This window comes from Marinobacter sp. C2H3, assembly GCF_037080155.1.
Lineage (GTDB): Bacteria > Pseudomonadota > Gammaproteobacteria > Pseudomonadales > Oleiphilaceae > Marinobacter.
Genome location: NZ_JBBBNZ010000007.1, coordinates 61,205 through 75,484 on the forward strand (window position 1 = coordinate 61,205; position 14,280 = coordinate 75,484).

Sequence of the window (14,280 nt, forward strand, 5' to 3'; positions counted from 1 at the left end):
CCGGCCGCTTACAGGCCGGACTTTTTCTGTTCCCAGAGAATTTCTTCGGCACCATTGCGCCGGGCCAGGCGACGGGCCATCACGAACAGAAGGTCAGACAGCCGGTTAAGGTAGTGCCGGGAGGCGATGTTGATGGAGTCCTCGTGGCTCAGGGCCACCACCACACGCTCCGCGCGACGGCAGACGGCCCGGGCCAGGTGGCACTGGGCGGCTGCTGGCGATCCCCCCGGCAGCACGAAATTCTTCAGCGGCGGCAGGTCCGCGTTCAGGCGGTCCAGCGTGCTCTCCAGCCAGTGAATATGATCGTCGCCGATCACCTTGCTGCCCGGAATGGCAAATTCCCCACCCAGGTCGAACAGATGATGCTGTATCCGGCGCAGGGGCTCCAACAGCTCGTCGTCGCCGCCCAGCGTTTCGATCAGAACGCCTACGTGGCTGTTCAGCTCGTCCGCCGTTCCCATGGCTTCCACCCGTTGGGCGTTCTTGGCGATGCGGTTGCCGTCCGCGAGGCCGGTGGAGCCGTCGTCGCCGGTGCGGGTGTAAATCTTGGAAAGCCGGTTGCCCATCAGCGTTCTCCTGTTGCGGTCGGGGCGGGTGATCGTAGTTGTACCTGTTCGGTGAGCGTTTGGTTCACCGGCGTCGGAATGCCGTGGCGTTGGCCCAGGCGCACCAGATAGCCGTTGATCACATCGATTTCCGTGCGGCGCCCTTGCTGCATGTCCGCGCGCATGGAGGAGGTGTTCCGGGCCGTGCTCTGGATAACCGCCTCGATGCGCGCCCGCACGGCGGCGGAGTCCACGGGCTCGCCGGTATCGGCCTGGCGCAGAGCCGCGATTTCCCCGCACAGCGGGTCAATCAGGCGCTGGTAAAGGCCGGAGGCAGGCAGGTCGCCGTTGGGGCAGTCGAGCAGGGCGGTGAACGGGTTGATGCCGGCGTTGACCACCAGCTTGTCCCACAGCCGGTCGAGAATCCGATCGCTGGCATGAATCGACAGACCGGTGCTGGCCAGTTGTTGGACCACCTTGGTCAGTGTTCCGGCGCCCGGCGCGGTCAGTGTGCCCACCCAAGTATCGCCGCGACCGGCGTGCACCAGGCTATCCGGGGATGGCCGGTAGGCGCCCTCGGTGGTGGAGGCCGCCAGAATCGGCCGCTCGGGCCAGGCGTCTGCCACCGCCTGCTGGCTGCCAAGGCCGTTCTGGAACAGCACGATGGGCGTTGCCGGCGGCACGCCAGCGGCCATTACCGCGCCCAGGGCGGTCAGGGTGTCGTAGGCTTTGGTGGTGACCAGCAGGAGCGTCACGTTTTCTGCTGGGATCGCCGGCAGGGAAATCGTGCGCTCCGGGCCGTCAAACGGGGTGAACTGATACGACAGCGCCCGGGCCGGTGTGCCCGGGCGCGGCAGGTATCCGGCCTGCCCGGCGGGGAGGCTGGCCGCCCACAGGCGGCCCAGCGAGCCGGCGCCGAGAATGCCGATCATGGCTTACATGGCCTCGATGTCGGCCCGCTGAACGCTCAGGCGCTGCAAGCTGCCCTGGGCGTCCCGCAGCTTCTCCTGTTCCTTTTCGACCACCTCGGCCGGGGCCTTGGCGGTGAACTTCTCGTTGTTCAGCTTGCCCTCGAGGCGGCCGATTTCCTTGTTCAGGCGCTCGAGTTCCTTATCCAGGCGCTTGAGTTCGGCATCCTTGTCAATCAGACCGGCCATGGGCACCAGCACTTCCATCTCGCCCACCAGCTGGGTGGCGCTCATGGGGGCTTTGCCGCCCTCGAACCAGTCCAGGCTCTCAAGCTTGGCCAGGGACATCAGGAACTGTCGGTTGTCGTTCAGGCGGCGCTGATCGTCGGCGTTACCGCCTTTCAGCAGCACTGGCACCGGCTTACCCGGGGAAATGTTCATTTCGCCCCGGATGTTGCGCACGGCAACGATCACGCCCTTAAGCCATTCGATGTCGGCGGCCACCGCGGAATCCTGCTTGCTGGTGTCCGGCTGTGGGTAGGGTTGCAGCATGATGCTATCGCCCTGTTTCCCGGCCAGCGGGGCAATGCGCTGCCAGATTTCCTCGGTGATGAACGGCATGATCGGGTGCGCCAGGCGAAGCACGGCCTCCAGCACGCGAACCAGGGTGCGGCGGGTGCCGCGCTTGGCCTCGGCGCTGGCGTTGTCGTCGTTCAACGCCGGCTTGGACAGCTCCAGATACCAGTCGCAGTATTCGTTCCAGATGAACTCGTACAAGGCATAGGCGGCCAGGTCGAACCGGTACTGGTCCAGGTGGCGGATGACTTCCTGCTCGCAGTGCTGCAACTGGCCGATGATCCAGCGGTCCGCCAGAGACAGGTCCACTGGTTCGTCGTTGGCGCCGCAGTCTTCGCCTTCGGTGTTCATCAGCACGTAGCGGGCGGCGTTCCACAGCTTGTTGCAGAAGTTGCGGTAGCCTTCCAGGCGCTTCATGTCCCAGTTGATGTCCCGGCCGGTGGTGGCCATGGCGGCGAGGGTGAAACGCAGGGCGTCGGTGCCGTGGGCGGCGATACCTTCCGGGAATTCCTTCTCGGTACGCTTGCCGATTTTCTCCGCCAGCTTGGGCTGCATCAGGTTGCCGGTGCGCTTTTCCAGCAGGTCCGGCAGGCTGATGCCGTCGATCATGTCCAGCGGATCAATAACGTTACCCTTGGACTTGGACATCTTGTCGCCATGCTCGTCCCGGATCAGGCCGGTCACGTACACGGTCTTGAACGGCACCTGCGGGCTGCCGTCGTCGTTCTTCACGAAGTGCATGGTCATCATGATCATCCGGGCGACCCAGAAGAAAATGATGTCAAAACCGGTCACCAGCACGTCGGTGGGGTGGAAGGTTTTCAGGCGCTCGGTGATTTCCGGCCAGCCCAGGGTGCCGAACGTCCACAGGGCGGAGCTGAACCAGGTGTCGAGTACGTCGTCATCCTGTTTCAATGCCAGATCCGCGGCCAGGTTGTGCTTCTGGCGCACTTCGTCCTCGCTGCGGCCGACGTAGATGTTGCCCTCGGCGTCGTACCAGGCGGGAATCCGGTGGCCCCACCACAGCTGGCGGGAGATGCACCAGTCCTGGATATCGCGCATCCAGGCAAAGTACATGTTCTCGTACTGCTTGGGCACGAACTGGATGCGGCCATCTTCCACCGCTTCGATGGCGGGCTTGGCCAGGGTCTTGGCGTCGGCGAACCATTGATCGGTGAGCATGGGCTCGATGATCAGGCCGGAGCGGTCGCCCCGGGGCACGCTCAACACGTGGTCCTCAATCTTTTCCACCAGGCCGGCGGCTTCCATGTCCGCCACCACCTGCTTGCGAGCGGCTTCCCGCGTCAGCCCGGCGTAAGCGGCCGGCAGGGTGCCGTCGATATCGGTATTTTCCGTGCCGTCAGAGTTGAACACCTCCGCCACCGCCCGGATGTTGGCGTCCTGGGTCATGACGTTGATCATGGGCAGGTGGTTGCGCTTGCCCACGGCGTAGTCGTTGAAGTCGTGGGCCGGGGTGATTTTCACGCAGCCGGAACCTTTTTCCGGGTCGGCGTGGTGGTCAGCCACGATGGGGATGCGGCGGTTCACCAGCGGCAGCAGAACGTGCTGGCCAATCAGGTGCTGGTAGCGCTCATCCTCCGGGTGCACCGCCACGGCGGTGTCGCCCAGCAGGGTTTCCGGGCGGGTGGTGGCGACGATCAGGTAGTCCTTGCCGTCCCGGGTTTTCTGGCCATCGGCGAGCGGATAGCGCAGGTGCCAGAAAAAGCCCTTCTCTTCCTTGTTCTCCACTTCCAGATCGGAGATGGCGGTGTGCAGCTTCGGGTCCCAGTTCACCAGCCGTTTGCCGCGATAGACCAGGCCTTCGTCGTACAGGCGGATGAACACTTCCTGCACCGCCTTGTAGAAGCCGTCGTCCATGGTGAACCGTTCGTTGTCCCAGTCCACGGAGTTGCCGAGGCGGCGAATCTGGCGGGTGATGGTGCCGCCGGAATGCTCTTTCCAATCCCAGATGCGCTTGATGAACTCGTCCCGGCCCAGATCGTGGCGGGTCTTGTCTTCCTCGGCCGCCAGTTTGCGCTCCACCACCATCTGGGTGGCGATGCCGGCGTGGTCGGTACCCACGGTCCAGAGGGCATTGCGGCCCTGCATCCGCTTGAAACGGATGAGGGTGTCCATAATGGTGTGCTGGAAGGCGTGGCCCATGTGCAGGCTGCCGGTCACGTTGGGGGGCGGAATGGCGATGCTGAAGGATTCGCCTTCACCGCTGGGGCGGAAATAGCCCTTGGCTTCCCAGTTCTGGTACCACTGGCGCTCAATGTTTTCTGGCTGGTAGGTTTTTTCCATGGGATTCTGACGTGACCGTTCGGTTGATTCGCAAGGGAAAAGTGGACGCTCGATTATACATGCTCCTCCGGATGGCGGCGAACCTCTGAACGGTCGCCGGCCGGGTCAGCCTCGGCGCCGCTGATCGTGCACCTTGGGCTCGATGCCCAGGGTGCGCAGTTGCCGGAAGTGGGACCGGGCCTGGTTGAGCACCGCCGGATCGCTGTGGGCCACCAGAGCCAGCCGGGCGAACCGGTCCGCGTCCGCCGGCAGGGTGGCGGAGAGAATGATCACCGTATCCCATTCGTCGGCCACGGGCGGGCACAGCAGGATGCCAATCGGATCGGTGCAGGTGGTGGCAGAATCCGGCACCACGCTGTGGGGCAGGAACGCGTCCGGGCTCAGGCTCCAGAGCAGATCGTCCAGCTCCGTGGCCTGCTGCATGGTGTCGCACACCAGGCACACCCGGTCCCCCTGCTGCCAGGCTTTCTCGGCCAACCGGGCGGCGTGCAGGTGGCGGGCGCTGGCGGTGGTCTGAATCAGGATGTGAAACCAGTAGCGCTGGCTGGCGTCGCCGCCGGACGCGGGGCGTTCCGGCGGCGGAGTGGTGCTGTCCGAAGCCGCCATTACTTGCGGACGTGGGACATCAGATAGTCCACCAGCAGCGGCACCGGGCGGCCGGTGGCGCCTTTAGCCTTGCCAGACACCCAGGCGGTACCGGCAATGTCCAGGTGGGCCCAGCGGTAGTCCTTGGCGAATCGGCTCAGGAAGCAGGCGGCGGTGATGGTACCGGCCGGACGGCCGCCGATGTTGGCCATGTCCGCGAAGTTGCTGTCCAGTTGGCTCTGGTAGTCGTCCCAGAGGGGCAGGCGCCAGGCCCGGTCACCGGTACGTTCGCCGGCGGCCAGAAGCTCGTTGGCCAGCTCGTCGTTGTTGGACAGCAGGCCAGAGGCGTGGTGCCCCAGGGCGATGATGCACGCGCCGGTGAGGGTGGCCATATCGACCACGGCGGCGGGATCGAACTGCTTGACGTAGGTGAGGGCGTCGCACAGCACCAGGCGGCCTTCGGCGTCGGTGTTGAGGATTTCCACGGTCATCCCGGACAGGGTGGTCACGATGTCCCCCGGACGGGCGGCGCCGCCGTCCGGCATGTTTTCCGCCGCGGCCACCACGGCCACCACGTTGATCGCCGGGCGGGTTTCCGCCAGCACTTTCATGGTGCCGAACACGCTGGCGGAGCCGCCCATGTCGTACTTCATTTCATCCATGGCTTCGCCAGGCTTGAGGCTGATGCCGCCGGTATCGAAGGTGATGCCCTTGCCCACCAGCACGTAGGGCTTGTCCTTGGCCTTGCCACCGCGGTATTCCATAACGATCAGGCGGGGTGGCTCGGTGCTGCCCTTACCCACGGCCAGGATGGTGTTCATGCCCAGCTTGGCCATCTGCTTCTCATCGATCACGTCGGTCTTGATGCAGTCGTAGTCCTTGGCCATGCGTTCGGCCTGATGAGCCAGCCACACCGGGTTGCAGACGTTGGGCGGGGTGTTGCCCAGGTCCCGGGCATAGTTCATGCCCTGGCCGGTGGCCAGGCCCAGTTGGAACGCGGCTTTGCTGGCTTTGCCGGCATCGCCGCAGGCCACAGCGACCTTGGTCAGTTTGCGGGCGTCTGGCTTGTCGCTCTTGAAGTCGGTAAAGGTATAGAACTGCTCCTCCAGCAGCCGGCCGGTCACCTGCAGCAGGGCTGGCTCGCTGCCCAGATCGTCTGCGGCGCTGACCGGGGTATCGGCCAGGGCCAGCAGGGCGGATTTGGACGGGCCATCCTTGAGGGTAGCCAGAGCGGCGGTGACCAGCTTGCGGAAGGCCGCGGGTGTGCGCTCCGCGTCCTTGCCGGTGCCCACCACCAGCAGGCGGGCCCAGGGCGCGTCCTGCAGCGGGAAAACGCCGGTGCTGGCAAGCTTGCCGGTGATGTCGCCGGCGCCCTGCAGGCGCTTGACCAGCCCACCCAGTGCGGCGTCGACGGCGGTGGCGGAATCGGCCCATTTGCCTTTTTCCGGCACCCCGATAACGAGGCAGTCCGCCTTGGTGGTCTCAATCGCTTTGCTGGTGAGGCTGAAATTCATGGCAACTCCTGCGTGTTGGTCCGGTGTGTCGTCAGGCCCGATGCTGTCATTCAGGCTTAAGGTTACATAGAATACGCGCAGTTCGTGCGATCCTCCATGCCTGGGTTCAGGCTCGTCCAGAGACACCGTTTTGACGATAATTTTTCGCTACCTTACGCGCCAGGTCATGATCAACATGGTCGCCGTCTCCGGCATTCTCATGCTGGTGTTCATGAGCGGCCGGTTCATCAAGTATCTGGACGACGCCGCCCAGGGCAAACTGGCGGCGGACGTGCTGGCGCTGATCATGATGTACCGGTTTCCCGAGTTCCTGGAGCTGATCCTGCCCCTGGGGCTGTTCATCGGGATTCTGCTTGCCCACGGCCGCATGTACCTGGAAAGCGAGATGACGGTGCTGTTTGCCTGCGGCGTCAGCGACCGGCAGGTGCTGGTCAAATCGCTGGTGTCGAGCCTGCCGGTGATGGTGATGGTGGGGGCGATGAGCCTGTATCTCCAGCCCTGGGGGCGGGTGCAGGTGGACCAGATCCTGGAGCAGCAGTCCAAGGCCACCGAGTTTGAGCTGCTGACCCCGGGGCGCTTCCAGAGCCTCTCCGGCGGCGGCCGGGTCACCTACACCGAAGGCCTGAGCGACGACAAACGCCAGCTCGAAGGGGTATTCATCGCCGAGTACGGCCCGAAAGGCGTGAACGTGGTGACTGCGGAGAGCGGCTCCCAGCTGATTGATGAAAAGACCGGCAGCCGGTTCCTGATCCTCAAGGACGGCGAGCGGGTGGACGGCACCCCGGGGGACGCCGATTACCGGATCACCGAGTTCGGCGCCTACGGCATAAAGCTTCAGGAAGGGGCCGGGCGCAGCCAGCACAACCGGGATGCCCTGTCGACCATGGCGCTGTGGGAGTCGGACGATCCGGAGGACCGGGCGCTGCTGCACTGGCGTTTTTCCCTTCCCCTGATCGTGCCGATCGTGACTCTGCTGGCGGTGCGCCTGAGCCGGGTCAACCCGCGCCAGGGCCGATTTTTCCACCTGTTGCCCGCCATGCTGGTGTACATCCTTTACCTGGGGCTGCTGATTGTGGCTCGGGATGCCCTTGCTTCCGGCAAGGTGCCGGAGTGGATTGGCATGCTGTGGCCCCACGTTCTGTTCCTTGCCCTTGGGCTTTGGCTGCTCTACGGGCCGGCCTGGCTGCGGCGCCGGCGGCTGATCCGGGAGGGCTCGGCCCGTGCGTAGAATCGACCGCTATGTGATGCGCAACGTCGGCGGCGCCATCCTGCTGGTGATGGTGGTGGTGCTGTCCCTGGATCTGGTGTTCGGTTTCATCGGCGAGCTGGGCAGCGTGCGCGGCAATTACCAGGTGCTGGACGTGGTCTGGTACATGATCGTGGGCCTGCCCCGACGCATCTACGATTATCTGCCCCTCGGGGCATTCATGGGGTGTCTTGTCGGGCTTGGCGCCATGGCCAGTTCTTCCGAACTGACCGTGATCCGCGCTGCCGGCGTGTCCCTGGCCCGCATCACCTGGTCGGCCATGAAGCCGGCCCTGGTGGTGGTGATCATCGGCGTGCTGGTGGGCGAGTTTGTGGTGCCGGCCACCGAGCGGTACGCCCAGAGTGAGAAGGCGGTAGCGCTGGGGGCGGGCAAGAACGTGGCATCTTCCGAGGGTGTCTGGCACAGGGAGGGGAACACCTTCATCCACCTGAACGCGGTGCAGCCGAACGGCGTTCTGCACGGTATCTCCCTGTACCATTTTGACGACCAGCGCCGGCTCACCAGCGCCAGCTTCGCCCGTCGGGCAATCCATCAGAAGGACTACTGGCTGCTTCAGAACGTGCGCACCACCCGCCTGGAAGGCGACCGGGCGGTGACCGAAACCCACCGGGAGCAGCGCTGGGACACCACGCTCTCGCCGAGCGTGCTCAGTGTGCTGATTGTGGACCCCACCGACCTGCCGATGACCGGCCTGTACACCTACGCCAGTTACCTGAACAAACAGGGGCTGAACGGCGATAACTACTGGTTGGCGTTCTGGAAAAAGGCGCTGCAGCCGCTGGGCACGGCGGTCATGGTACTGGTCGCGATTTCGTTCATCTTCGGGCCGCTGCGGTCGGTGACCATGGGTTTCCGGGTGTTCACCGGCCTGATGGTGGGGCTGGCGTTCAAATACCTGCAGGACATCCTCGGGCCCATGAGCCTGGTGTACGGATTTGATCCGCTGCTGGCGGTTTTGATCCCCATCGGCGTCAGCGGGGCGGTGGGTGTGGCGCTCATGCGCCGGGCCGGGTAAGCCAGCGGCCTCAGCCTGTTTTCACCACCAGGCTGCGGGAGACGCGGTCGGTCAGGGACTGGCCGTTCACCGGCAGCCACAGGGCCAGTAGACCGGGCACCGAAAACAGCAGGCTCAGGGCGCCCAGCGCGCCGGCGGCCGACAGCGCCAGCAGCATCACGGCGGCGGCAAGGCCGAACCGGCGCAGGCTCTGGCTCCAGCCAATGGACGTGCCATCCGGGTTTTCAACGCGAATGCGCCACACCTGCATACCCAGGGTCTGCCCGAGCCGGGTCCAGAAATACGCAAAAAACAGATAGAGGCCGAGGAACAGGGTCGCGGTCAGGGCCGGGTCCCGGGACAGCGCGTTTGGATTGGTCAGGCCCCGGTAATCGTTCCAGCCGCTCAGGGCGCCCGCCAGCAGGGTATAGAGCCAGGTGATCACCAGCAGCACCGCGAGGGCGATCAGGCTGTCGTAGATCACCGCCAGCAGTCGCCGGAACCCCGGGGCCGGGGGCAAGAGTTCATCGCTTGGGTGGAAGCGGCGTGGCATGGGGGGGGGCTCCTGTGCGGTTTCTCGTTTTTCCTGCTTCCGCCGTATGCTAGAGTAGCCAATTCCCGAATTTCTGTCTGTAGTGTCGACCGGTCGTGGATACCGCCGGTCCGTTTCAGTTATATAGCAAGCACTTAGAACACGAACACCGCACGCATACCGCAAGCATATAGAAGGTACCGAAGGTCTATGAAAACCGCAGAGTTGCGACAGGCGTTCCTGGAGTACTTCCAGAAGCAGGGTCACACCATTGTTGACAGCAGTTCGCTGGTCCCCCACGACGACCCGACGCTGCTGTTCACCAACGCCGGCATGAACCAGTTCAAGGACGTGTTTCTTGGCCGCGAGGCCCGCGACTACACCCGGGCGACCAGTTCCCAGAAGTGCGTCCGGGCCGGCGGCAAGCACAACGACCTGGAAAACGTCGGTTACACCGCCCGTCACCACACCTTCTTCGAGATGCTTGGTAATTTCAGCTTCGGCGACTATTTCAAGCGCGAAGCTATCAATTTTGCCTGGACCTTTCTGACCGGTGAGCAGTGGCTGAAACTGCCCAAGGAAAAACTCTGGGTCACCGTGTACGCGGAAGACGACGAAGCCTTCAACATCTGGCGTGATGAAATCGGCGTGCCCGCCGAGCGCATCGTGCGCATTGGCGATAACAAAGGCGCCCGCTACGCCTCTGACAACTTCTGGCAGATGGGCGATACCGGCCCCTGTGGCCCCTGCACCGAGATTTTCTACGACCACGGCCCGGACGTGGCCGGCGGCCCTCCCGGCAGCCCGGAGGAAGACGGCGATCGCTACATCGAAATCTGGAACGTGGTGTTCATGCAGTACAACCGCACCGCCGACGGCGAAATGATGAGGCTGCCCAAGCCTTCGGTGGATACCGGCATGGGCCTGGAGCGCATTACCGCGGTGCTGCAGGGCGTGCACAGCAACTACGAGATTGACCTGTTCCAGGACCTGCTCAAGGCCGCCTCCGATGTGCTCGGCGGCGTGGCCACCACCGAGGCCTCCCTGCGGGTGGTGGCGGACCACATCCGCTCCTGCGCATTCCTCATTGCCGACGGCGTGATGCCGTCCAACGAAGGCCGGGGCTTTGTGCTGCGCCGGATCATCCGCCGGGCCGCCCGCCACGGTAACAAGCTGGGCGCCACCGGGCCGTTCTTCTACAAGCTGACCGGTGCCCTGGTCGAGTTGATGGGAGAGGCCTACCCGCAGCTGGTGAGCAGCCGTAAGCAGATCGAGAAGGTGCTGCTGCAGGAAGAAGAGCAGTTTGCCAAAACCCTGGACAAGGGCCTGCGGCTGCTGGAGCAGGATCTGGCCGAGCTGTCCGGCACCGAAATCCCCGGCGAAACCATTTTCACGCTGTACGACACCTACGGCTTCCCGGTGGATCTGACCAACGACATCGCCCGGGAGCGGGGCCTGACCCTGGATTACGACGGCTACGAAACTGCCATGGAACGCCAGCGCGAGCTGGCCCGGGCCAACAGCAAGTTCGGCATTGATTACAACGCCGCTGGCCTCTCCCTCGAGGGCAGCACCGAGTTTACCGGCTACGAGCACGTTGACGGCCACGAGCGCATTCGCACCGTACTGGTCGGCGGCGAAGAGCGCACCGCCGAAGCCGGCGACGAAGCCGTGGTGGTGCTCGAGCGCACGCCGTTTTACGCCGAGTCCGGCGGCCAGGTCGGCGACACCGGCCTGCTGACCTGGAGCGGCGGCCGCTTCCAGGTCACCGATACCCGCAAGGAAGGCAGCAACCACCTGCACGTGGGCACGGTGATTGAGGGCGAACTGTTCCCGGGCCTTGAAGTGGATGCCCGCATCGACCACGCCCGCCGGGAACGCACCAAGCGCAACCACTCGGCCACGCACCTGCTGCACGCGGCGCTGCGCCAGATCCTGGGCGAACACGTGACCCAGAAGGGCTCGTTGGTGGACCCGGACAAACTCCGGTTCGATTTCTCCCATTTCGAGGCGGTCACGCCCGAGCAGCTGCGGGAGATCGAGCGCCAGGTGAACGAGCAGATTCTTGAGAACACCCCGGTCCAGACCGAGATCACCGATATGGATTCGGCCCGGGAAAAAGGCGCCATGGCCCTGTTCGGCGAAAAGTACGGTGATGTGGTGCGGGTGCTGAGCATGGGCACCGACAACTTTTCCGTGGAGCTTTGCGGCGGTACCCACGTGGGCCGCACCGGCGACATTGGCCTGTTCCGCATCACCTCCGAAAGCGGCATTTCCTCGGGCGTTCGCCGCATCGAGGCGGTCACCGGCCTGGGCGCCCTGGCCTGGGTGGACGAGACCGATCGGGCCCTGCGGGACACCGCGCGGCTGGTCAAGGCCACCCGGGAGACCCTGGTGGAAAAGGTCCAGCAGACTCTGGACCGCAATCGTCAGTTGGAAAAGGATCTGGACGCGCTGAAAGCCCGCCTGGCCAGCTCTGCTGGCAGTGACCTGGCCGCCTCTGCGGTTGAGGTGGGCGGCCTGAAAGTGGTGGCGGCTGAACTCGAAGGCGCGGACCGCAAGGCCCTGATGGACACCGCCGACCAGCTCAAGAACAAGCTGGGTGAGGGCGTGGTGGTGCTGGCCTCGGTGGAAGACGGCAAGGTCACGCTGGTGGCCGGCGTCAGCAAGTCTGCCACTGGCCGCATCAAAGCCGGCGACCTGATGAAAGAGCTGGCCGCCCGGGTCGATGGCAAGGGCGGCGGGCGCCCGGACATGGCCCAGGGTGGCGGCAGCGATCCGTCCAAACTGGCCGACGCGCTGGCGGCCGTACCCGGATGGGTTGAGCAAAAACTGGTTTGACCAGCTGTTTTTAGAGACGGGCAGGGGTTTATAATCCCGCCCGTTTTTTGTCAATGGACGAGGATGGGCGGAGGCCCTATCCGTCACGGGCCCCTGTATCGGAGTTTGGGAAAGCATGGCTCTGTTGGTTCAGAAATTCGGTGGAACGTCGGTGGGCACCACCGAGCGTATAGAGGCGGTGGCGGAGCGGGTGTGCCGGTTCCGCAATGAGGGCCATGATCTGGTCGTGGTGGTTTCCGCCATGAGCGGCGAGACCAACCGGCTGATTGGCCTGGCCAAAGACATTATGGAAGAGCCGACGCCCCGGGAGATGGACGTGCTGGTGTCCACCGGCGAACAGGTCACCATCGCCTTGCTGTCCATGGCGCTGCAAAAGCGCGGCTGCGATGCCCGCTCCTACACCGGTTCCCAGGTCCGCATCCTCACCGACAACAGCCACACCAAGGCCCGAATCCAGCACATTGATGAGCACAACATGCGCGCGGACCTGAAGGCGGGTCGCGTGGTGGTGGTCGCCGGTTTCCAGGGCATTGACGAGGACGGCAACATCACCACCCTGGGCCGGGGTGGTTCTGACACCACCGCTGTCGCCCTGGCGGCTGCCCTCAAGGCCGATGAGTGCCAGATTTACACCGACGTGGACGGCGTCTACACCACCGATCCCCGGGTCGTGGACAGTGCCCGTCGCCTCGAGCGCATCACCTTCGAGGAGATGCTGGAGATGGCCAGCCTGGGCTCCAAGGTGCTGCAGATCCGCTCGGTGGAATTTGCGGGCAAGTACAACGTGCCGTTGCGGGTGCTGTCGAGCTTCACCGAAGGCGAAGGCACCCTGATTACTTTTGAGGATGAGAACACCATGGAACAACCGGTTGTTTCCGGCATTGCCTTTAACCGTGACGAAGCAAAACTGACCATTTCCGGGGTGCCCGATACCCCGGGCAGCGCGCTGCGGATCCTCAAGCCGATCAGTGACGCCAACATCGAAGTGGACATGATCGTCCAGAACGTCGGCCAGGATAACCGGACCGCCTTTACCTTCACGGTGCACCGCAACGATCTGAAGCGGGCGAAGGACGTGCTGCAGAAAGTGGCGGACGAACTGACCGCCGGCGAAGTGGTAGGTGACAGCAAGATTGCCAAGGTGAGTATTGTGGGTGTCGGCATGCGGTCCCACGCCGGCGTGGCCACCAGGATGTTCGAGGCGCTGTCTGATGAAGGCATCAATATCCAGATGATCTCCACGTCGGAAATCAAGATTTCCGTGGTGATCGACGAGCGTTACCTCGAGCTTGCGGTTCGGGCGCTGCACAGCGCGTTCGAGCTCGACAAGGGCGGGGTGCAGGAAGAGACCCTTTGACTGACCTTGTCGCCAAACCCTGTCGTATAAGGGGTTGTGCGTCTTGTGGCCGGTCGGTGGTCTCACTATAAAAGCAATAAGCACAATAAGTCAGTGACGTCTTTTTTCGGAACAGGTCGAAGCTCTGATAGGGAGTAAGGGATATGTTGATTTTGACTCGCCGTGTTGGCGAAACTCTGATGATCGGTGACGAGATCACCGTTACCGTTCTCGGAGTGAAGGGGAACCAGGTCCGCATCGGTGTTAACGCACCCAAAGATGTGGCGGTTCACCGCGAAGAGATTTACCAGCGGATTCAGTCCGAGAAGGGCGTCGAAGAGCCCGAACCGGGCAACCGCTGAGAAGACCAGAGCCGTTCGGGGTGACTCGGGCGGCTTTTTTTATCGGGCAGAACGGGGCTGAAAAATCTCGTGTCAACCCTATGAAAACAGAAAAATTATGGTAGTATACGCCCCGTTCTCAAGGAGAGGTGGGTGAGTGGCTGAAACCAGTTCCCTGCTAAGGAACCGTACGAGCAATCGTACCGAGGGTTCGAATCCCTCCCTCTCCGCCATCGCCTTCCGTCAGGTTGGATCGGCACGAGAATCGTTGAGGTAGCGCTCAACCCGTGATTGCGAATGCGCGGCTGTAGCTCAGCTGGATAGAGTACCTGGCTACGAACCAGGCGGTCGGAGGTTCGAATCCTCCCAGCCGCGCCAATCTCGCAGATCACCCAGTTTCAAGCGGCTGTAGCTCAGCTGGATAGAGTACCTGGCTACGAACCAGGCGGTCGGAGGTTCGAATCCTCCCAGCCGCGCCATATCAAGATCAGAACGCCTCAGTTTGTGCACCCCGCAGACTGAGGCGTTTTGCTATGT

At 63.6% G+C, this 14,280-nt stretch carries 11 protein-coding genes and 3 tRNA genes; 8 read left to right on the forward strand and 6 right to left on the reverse strand.

Features of this window, described 5'->3' with window-relative positions; genetic code table 11:
* Nucleotides 1–8 precede the first annotated feature (8 nt).
* The 5 genes from V3388_RS15830 to V3388_RS15850 all read right to left on the reverse strand — a co-directional run bounded on the left by V3388_RS15830 (nucleotide 9) and on the right by V3388_RS15850 (nucleotide 6,432).
* Nucleotides 9–566, reverse strand: coding sequence for a cob(I)yrinic acid a,c-diamide adenosyltransferase (locus V3388_RS15830; protein WP_336368540.1), 558 nt, complete (start codon nucleotides 564–566; stop codon nucleotides 9–11).
* On the reverse strand, nucleotides 566–1,477 hold the full coding sequence (locus tag V3388_RS15835; RefSeq protein ID WP_336368541.1) for a ketopantoate reductase family protein: 912 nt from the start codon (nucleotides 1,475–1,477) through the stop codon (nucleotides 566–568). The genes V3388_RS15830 and V3388_RS15835 overlap by 1 nt, the downstream gene beginning before the upstream one ends.
* Nucleotides 1,478–1,480: 3 nt before the next feature.
* Nucleotides 1,481–4,333: a valine--tRNA ligase gene (locus V3388_RS15840; RefSeq protein WP_336368542.1), complete on the reverse strand. Its 2,853-nt coding sequence runs from the start codon at nucleotides 4,331–4,333 to the stop codon at nucleotides 1,481–1,483.
* Nucleotides 4,334–4,438: 105 nt separating this feature from the next.
* The gene (locus V3388_RS15845) at nucleotides 4,439–4,939 is read right to left on the reverse strand and encodes a DNA polymerase III subunit chi (protein ID WP_336368543.1); all 501 of its coding nucleotides are present in this window, start codon (nucleotides 4,937–4,939) and stop codon (nucleotides 4,439–4,441) included.
* Nucleotides 4,939–6,432, reverse strand: coding sequence for a leucyl aminopeptidase (locus V3388_RS15850; RefSeq protein WP_336368544.1), 1,494 nt, complete (start codon nucleotides 6,430–6,432; stop codon nucleotides 4,939–4,941). Before V3388_RS15850 ends, V3388_RS15845 begins: the two co-directional genes overlap by 1 nt.
* 130 nt (nucleotides 6,433–6,562) lie before the next feature.
* On the opposite strand from V3388_RS15850, the gene lptF reads away from it, so the two are divergent.
* Both lptF and lptG read left to right on the forward strand, forming a co-directional pair.
* A complete protein-coding gene (gene lptF / locus V3388_RS15855; protein ID WP_336368545.1) occupies nucleotides 6,563–7,660 on the forward strand; it encodes an LPS export ABC transporter permease LptF in 1,098 nt (365 codons plus the stop codon).
* Entirely contained in the window at nucleotides 7,653–8,714 is a 1,062-nt protein-coding gene (gene lptG, locus V3388_RS15860) for an LPS export ABC transporter permease LptG (RefSeq protein ID WP_336368546.1), read from the forward strand. Before lptF ends, lptG begins: the two co-directional genes overlap by 8 nt.
* Nucleotides 8,715–8,724: 10 nt before the next feature.
* Here the strand turns inward: lptG and V3388_RS15865 are convergent, their stop codons facing one another.
* Nucleotides 8,725–9,246: an RDD family protein gene (locus V3388_RS15865; protein ID WP_336368547.1), complete on the reverse strand. Its 522-nt coding sequence runs from the start codon at nucleotides 9,244–9,246 to the stop codon at nucleotides 8,725–8,727.
* Between the two features lie 189 nt (nucleotides 9,247–9,435).
* On the opposite strand from V3388_RS15865, the gene alaS reads away from it, so the two are divergent.
* From alaS to V3388_RS15895, 6 genes are all read left to right on the forward strand, one after another.
* The gene (gene alaS / locus V3388_RS15870; protein ID WP_336368548.1) at nucleotides 9,436–12,066 is read left to right on the forward strand and encodes an alanine--tRNA ligase; all 2,631 of its coding nucleotides are present in this window, start codon (nucleotides 9,436–9,438) and stop codon (nucleotides 12,064–12,066) included.
* Between the two features lie 115 nt (nucleotides 12,067–12,181).
* Nucleotides 12,182–13,423, forward strand: coding sequence for an aspartate kinase (locus V3388_RS15875; protein ID WP_336368549.1), 1,242 nt, complete (start codon nucleotides 12,182–12,184; stop codon nucleotides 13,421–13,423).
* 143 nt (nucleotides 13,424–13,566) lie between these two features.
* Nucleotides 13,567–13,764 carry a carbon storage regulator CsrA gene (gene csrA / locus V3388_RS15880; RefSeq protein WP_336368550.1) on the forward strand — a complete coding sequence of 66 codons (198 nt, stop codon included), beginning with the start codon at nucleotides 13,567–13,569 and terminating at the stop codon, nucleotides 13,762–13,764.
* Between the two features lie 122 nt (nucleotides 13,765–13,886).
* Nucleotides 13,887–13,976, forward strand: a tRNA-Ser gene (locus tag V3388_RS15885).
* Nucleotides 13,977–14,044: 68 nt separating this feature from the next.
* A tRNA-Arg gene (locus V3388_RS15890) sits at nucleotides 14,045–14,121 on the forward strand.
* 24 nt (nucleotides 14,122–14,145) lie between these two features.
* A tRNA-Arg gene (locus V3388_RS15895) sits at nucleotides 14,146–14,222 on the forward strand.
* Nucleotides 14,223–14,280 lie beyond the last annotated feature (58 nt).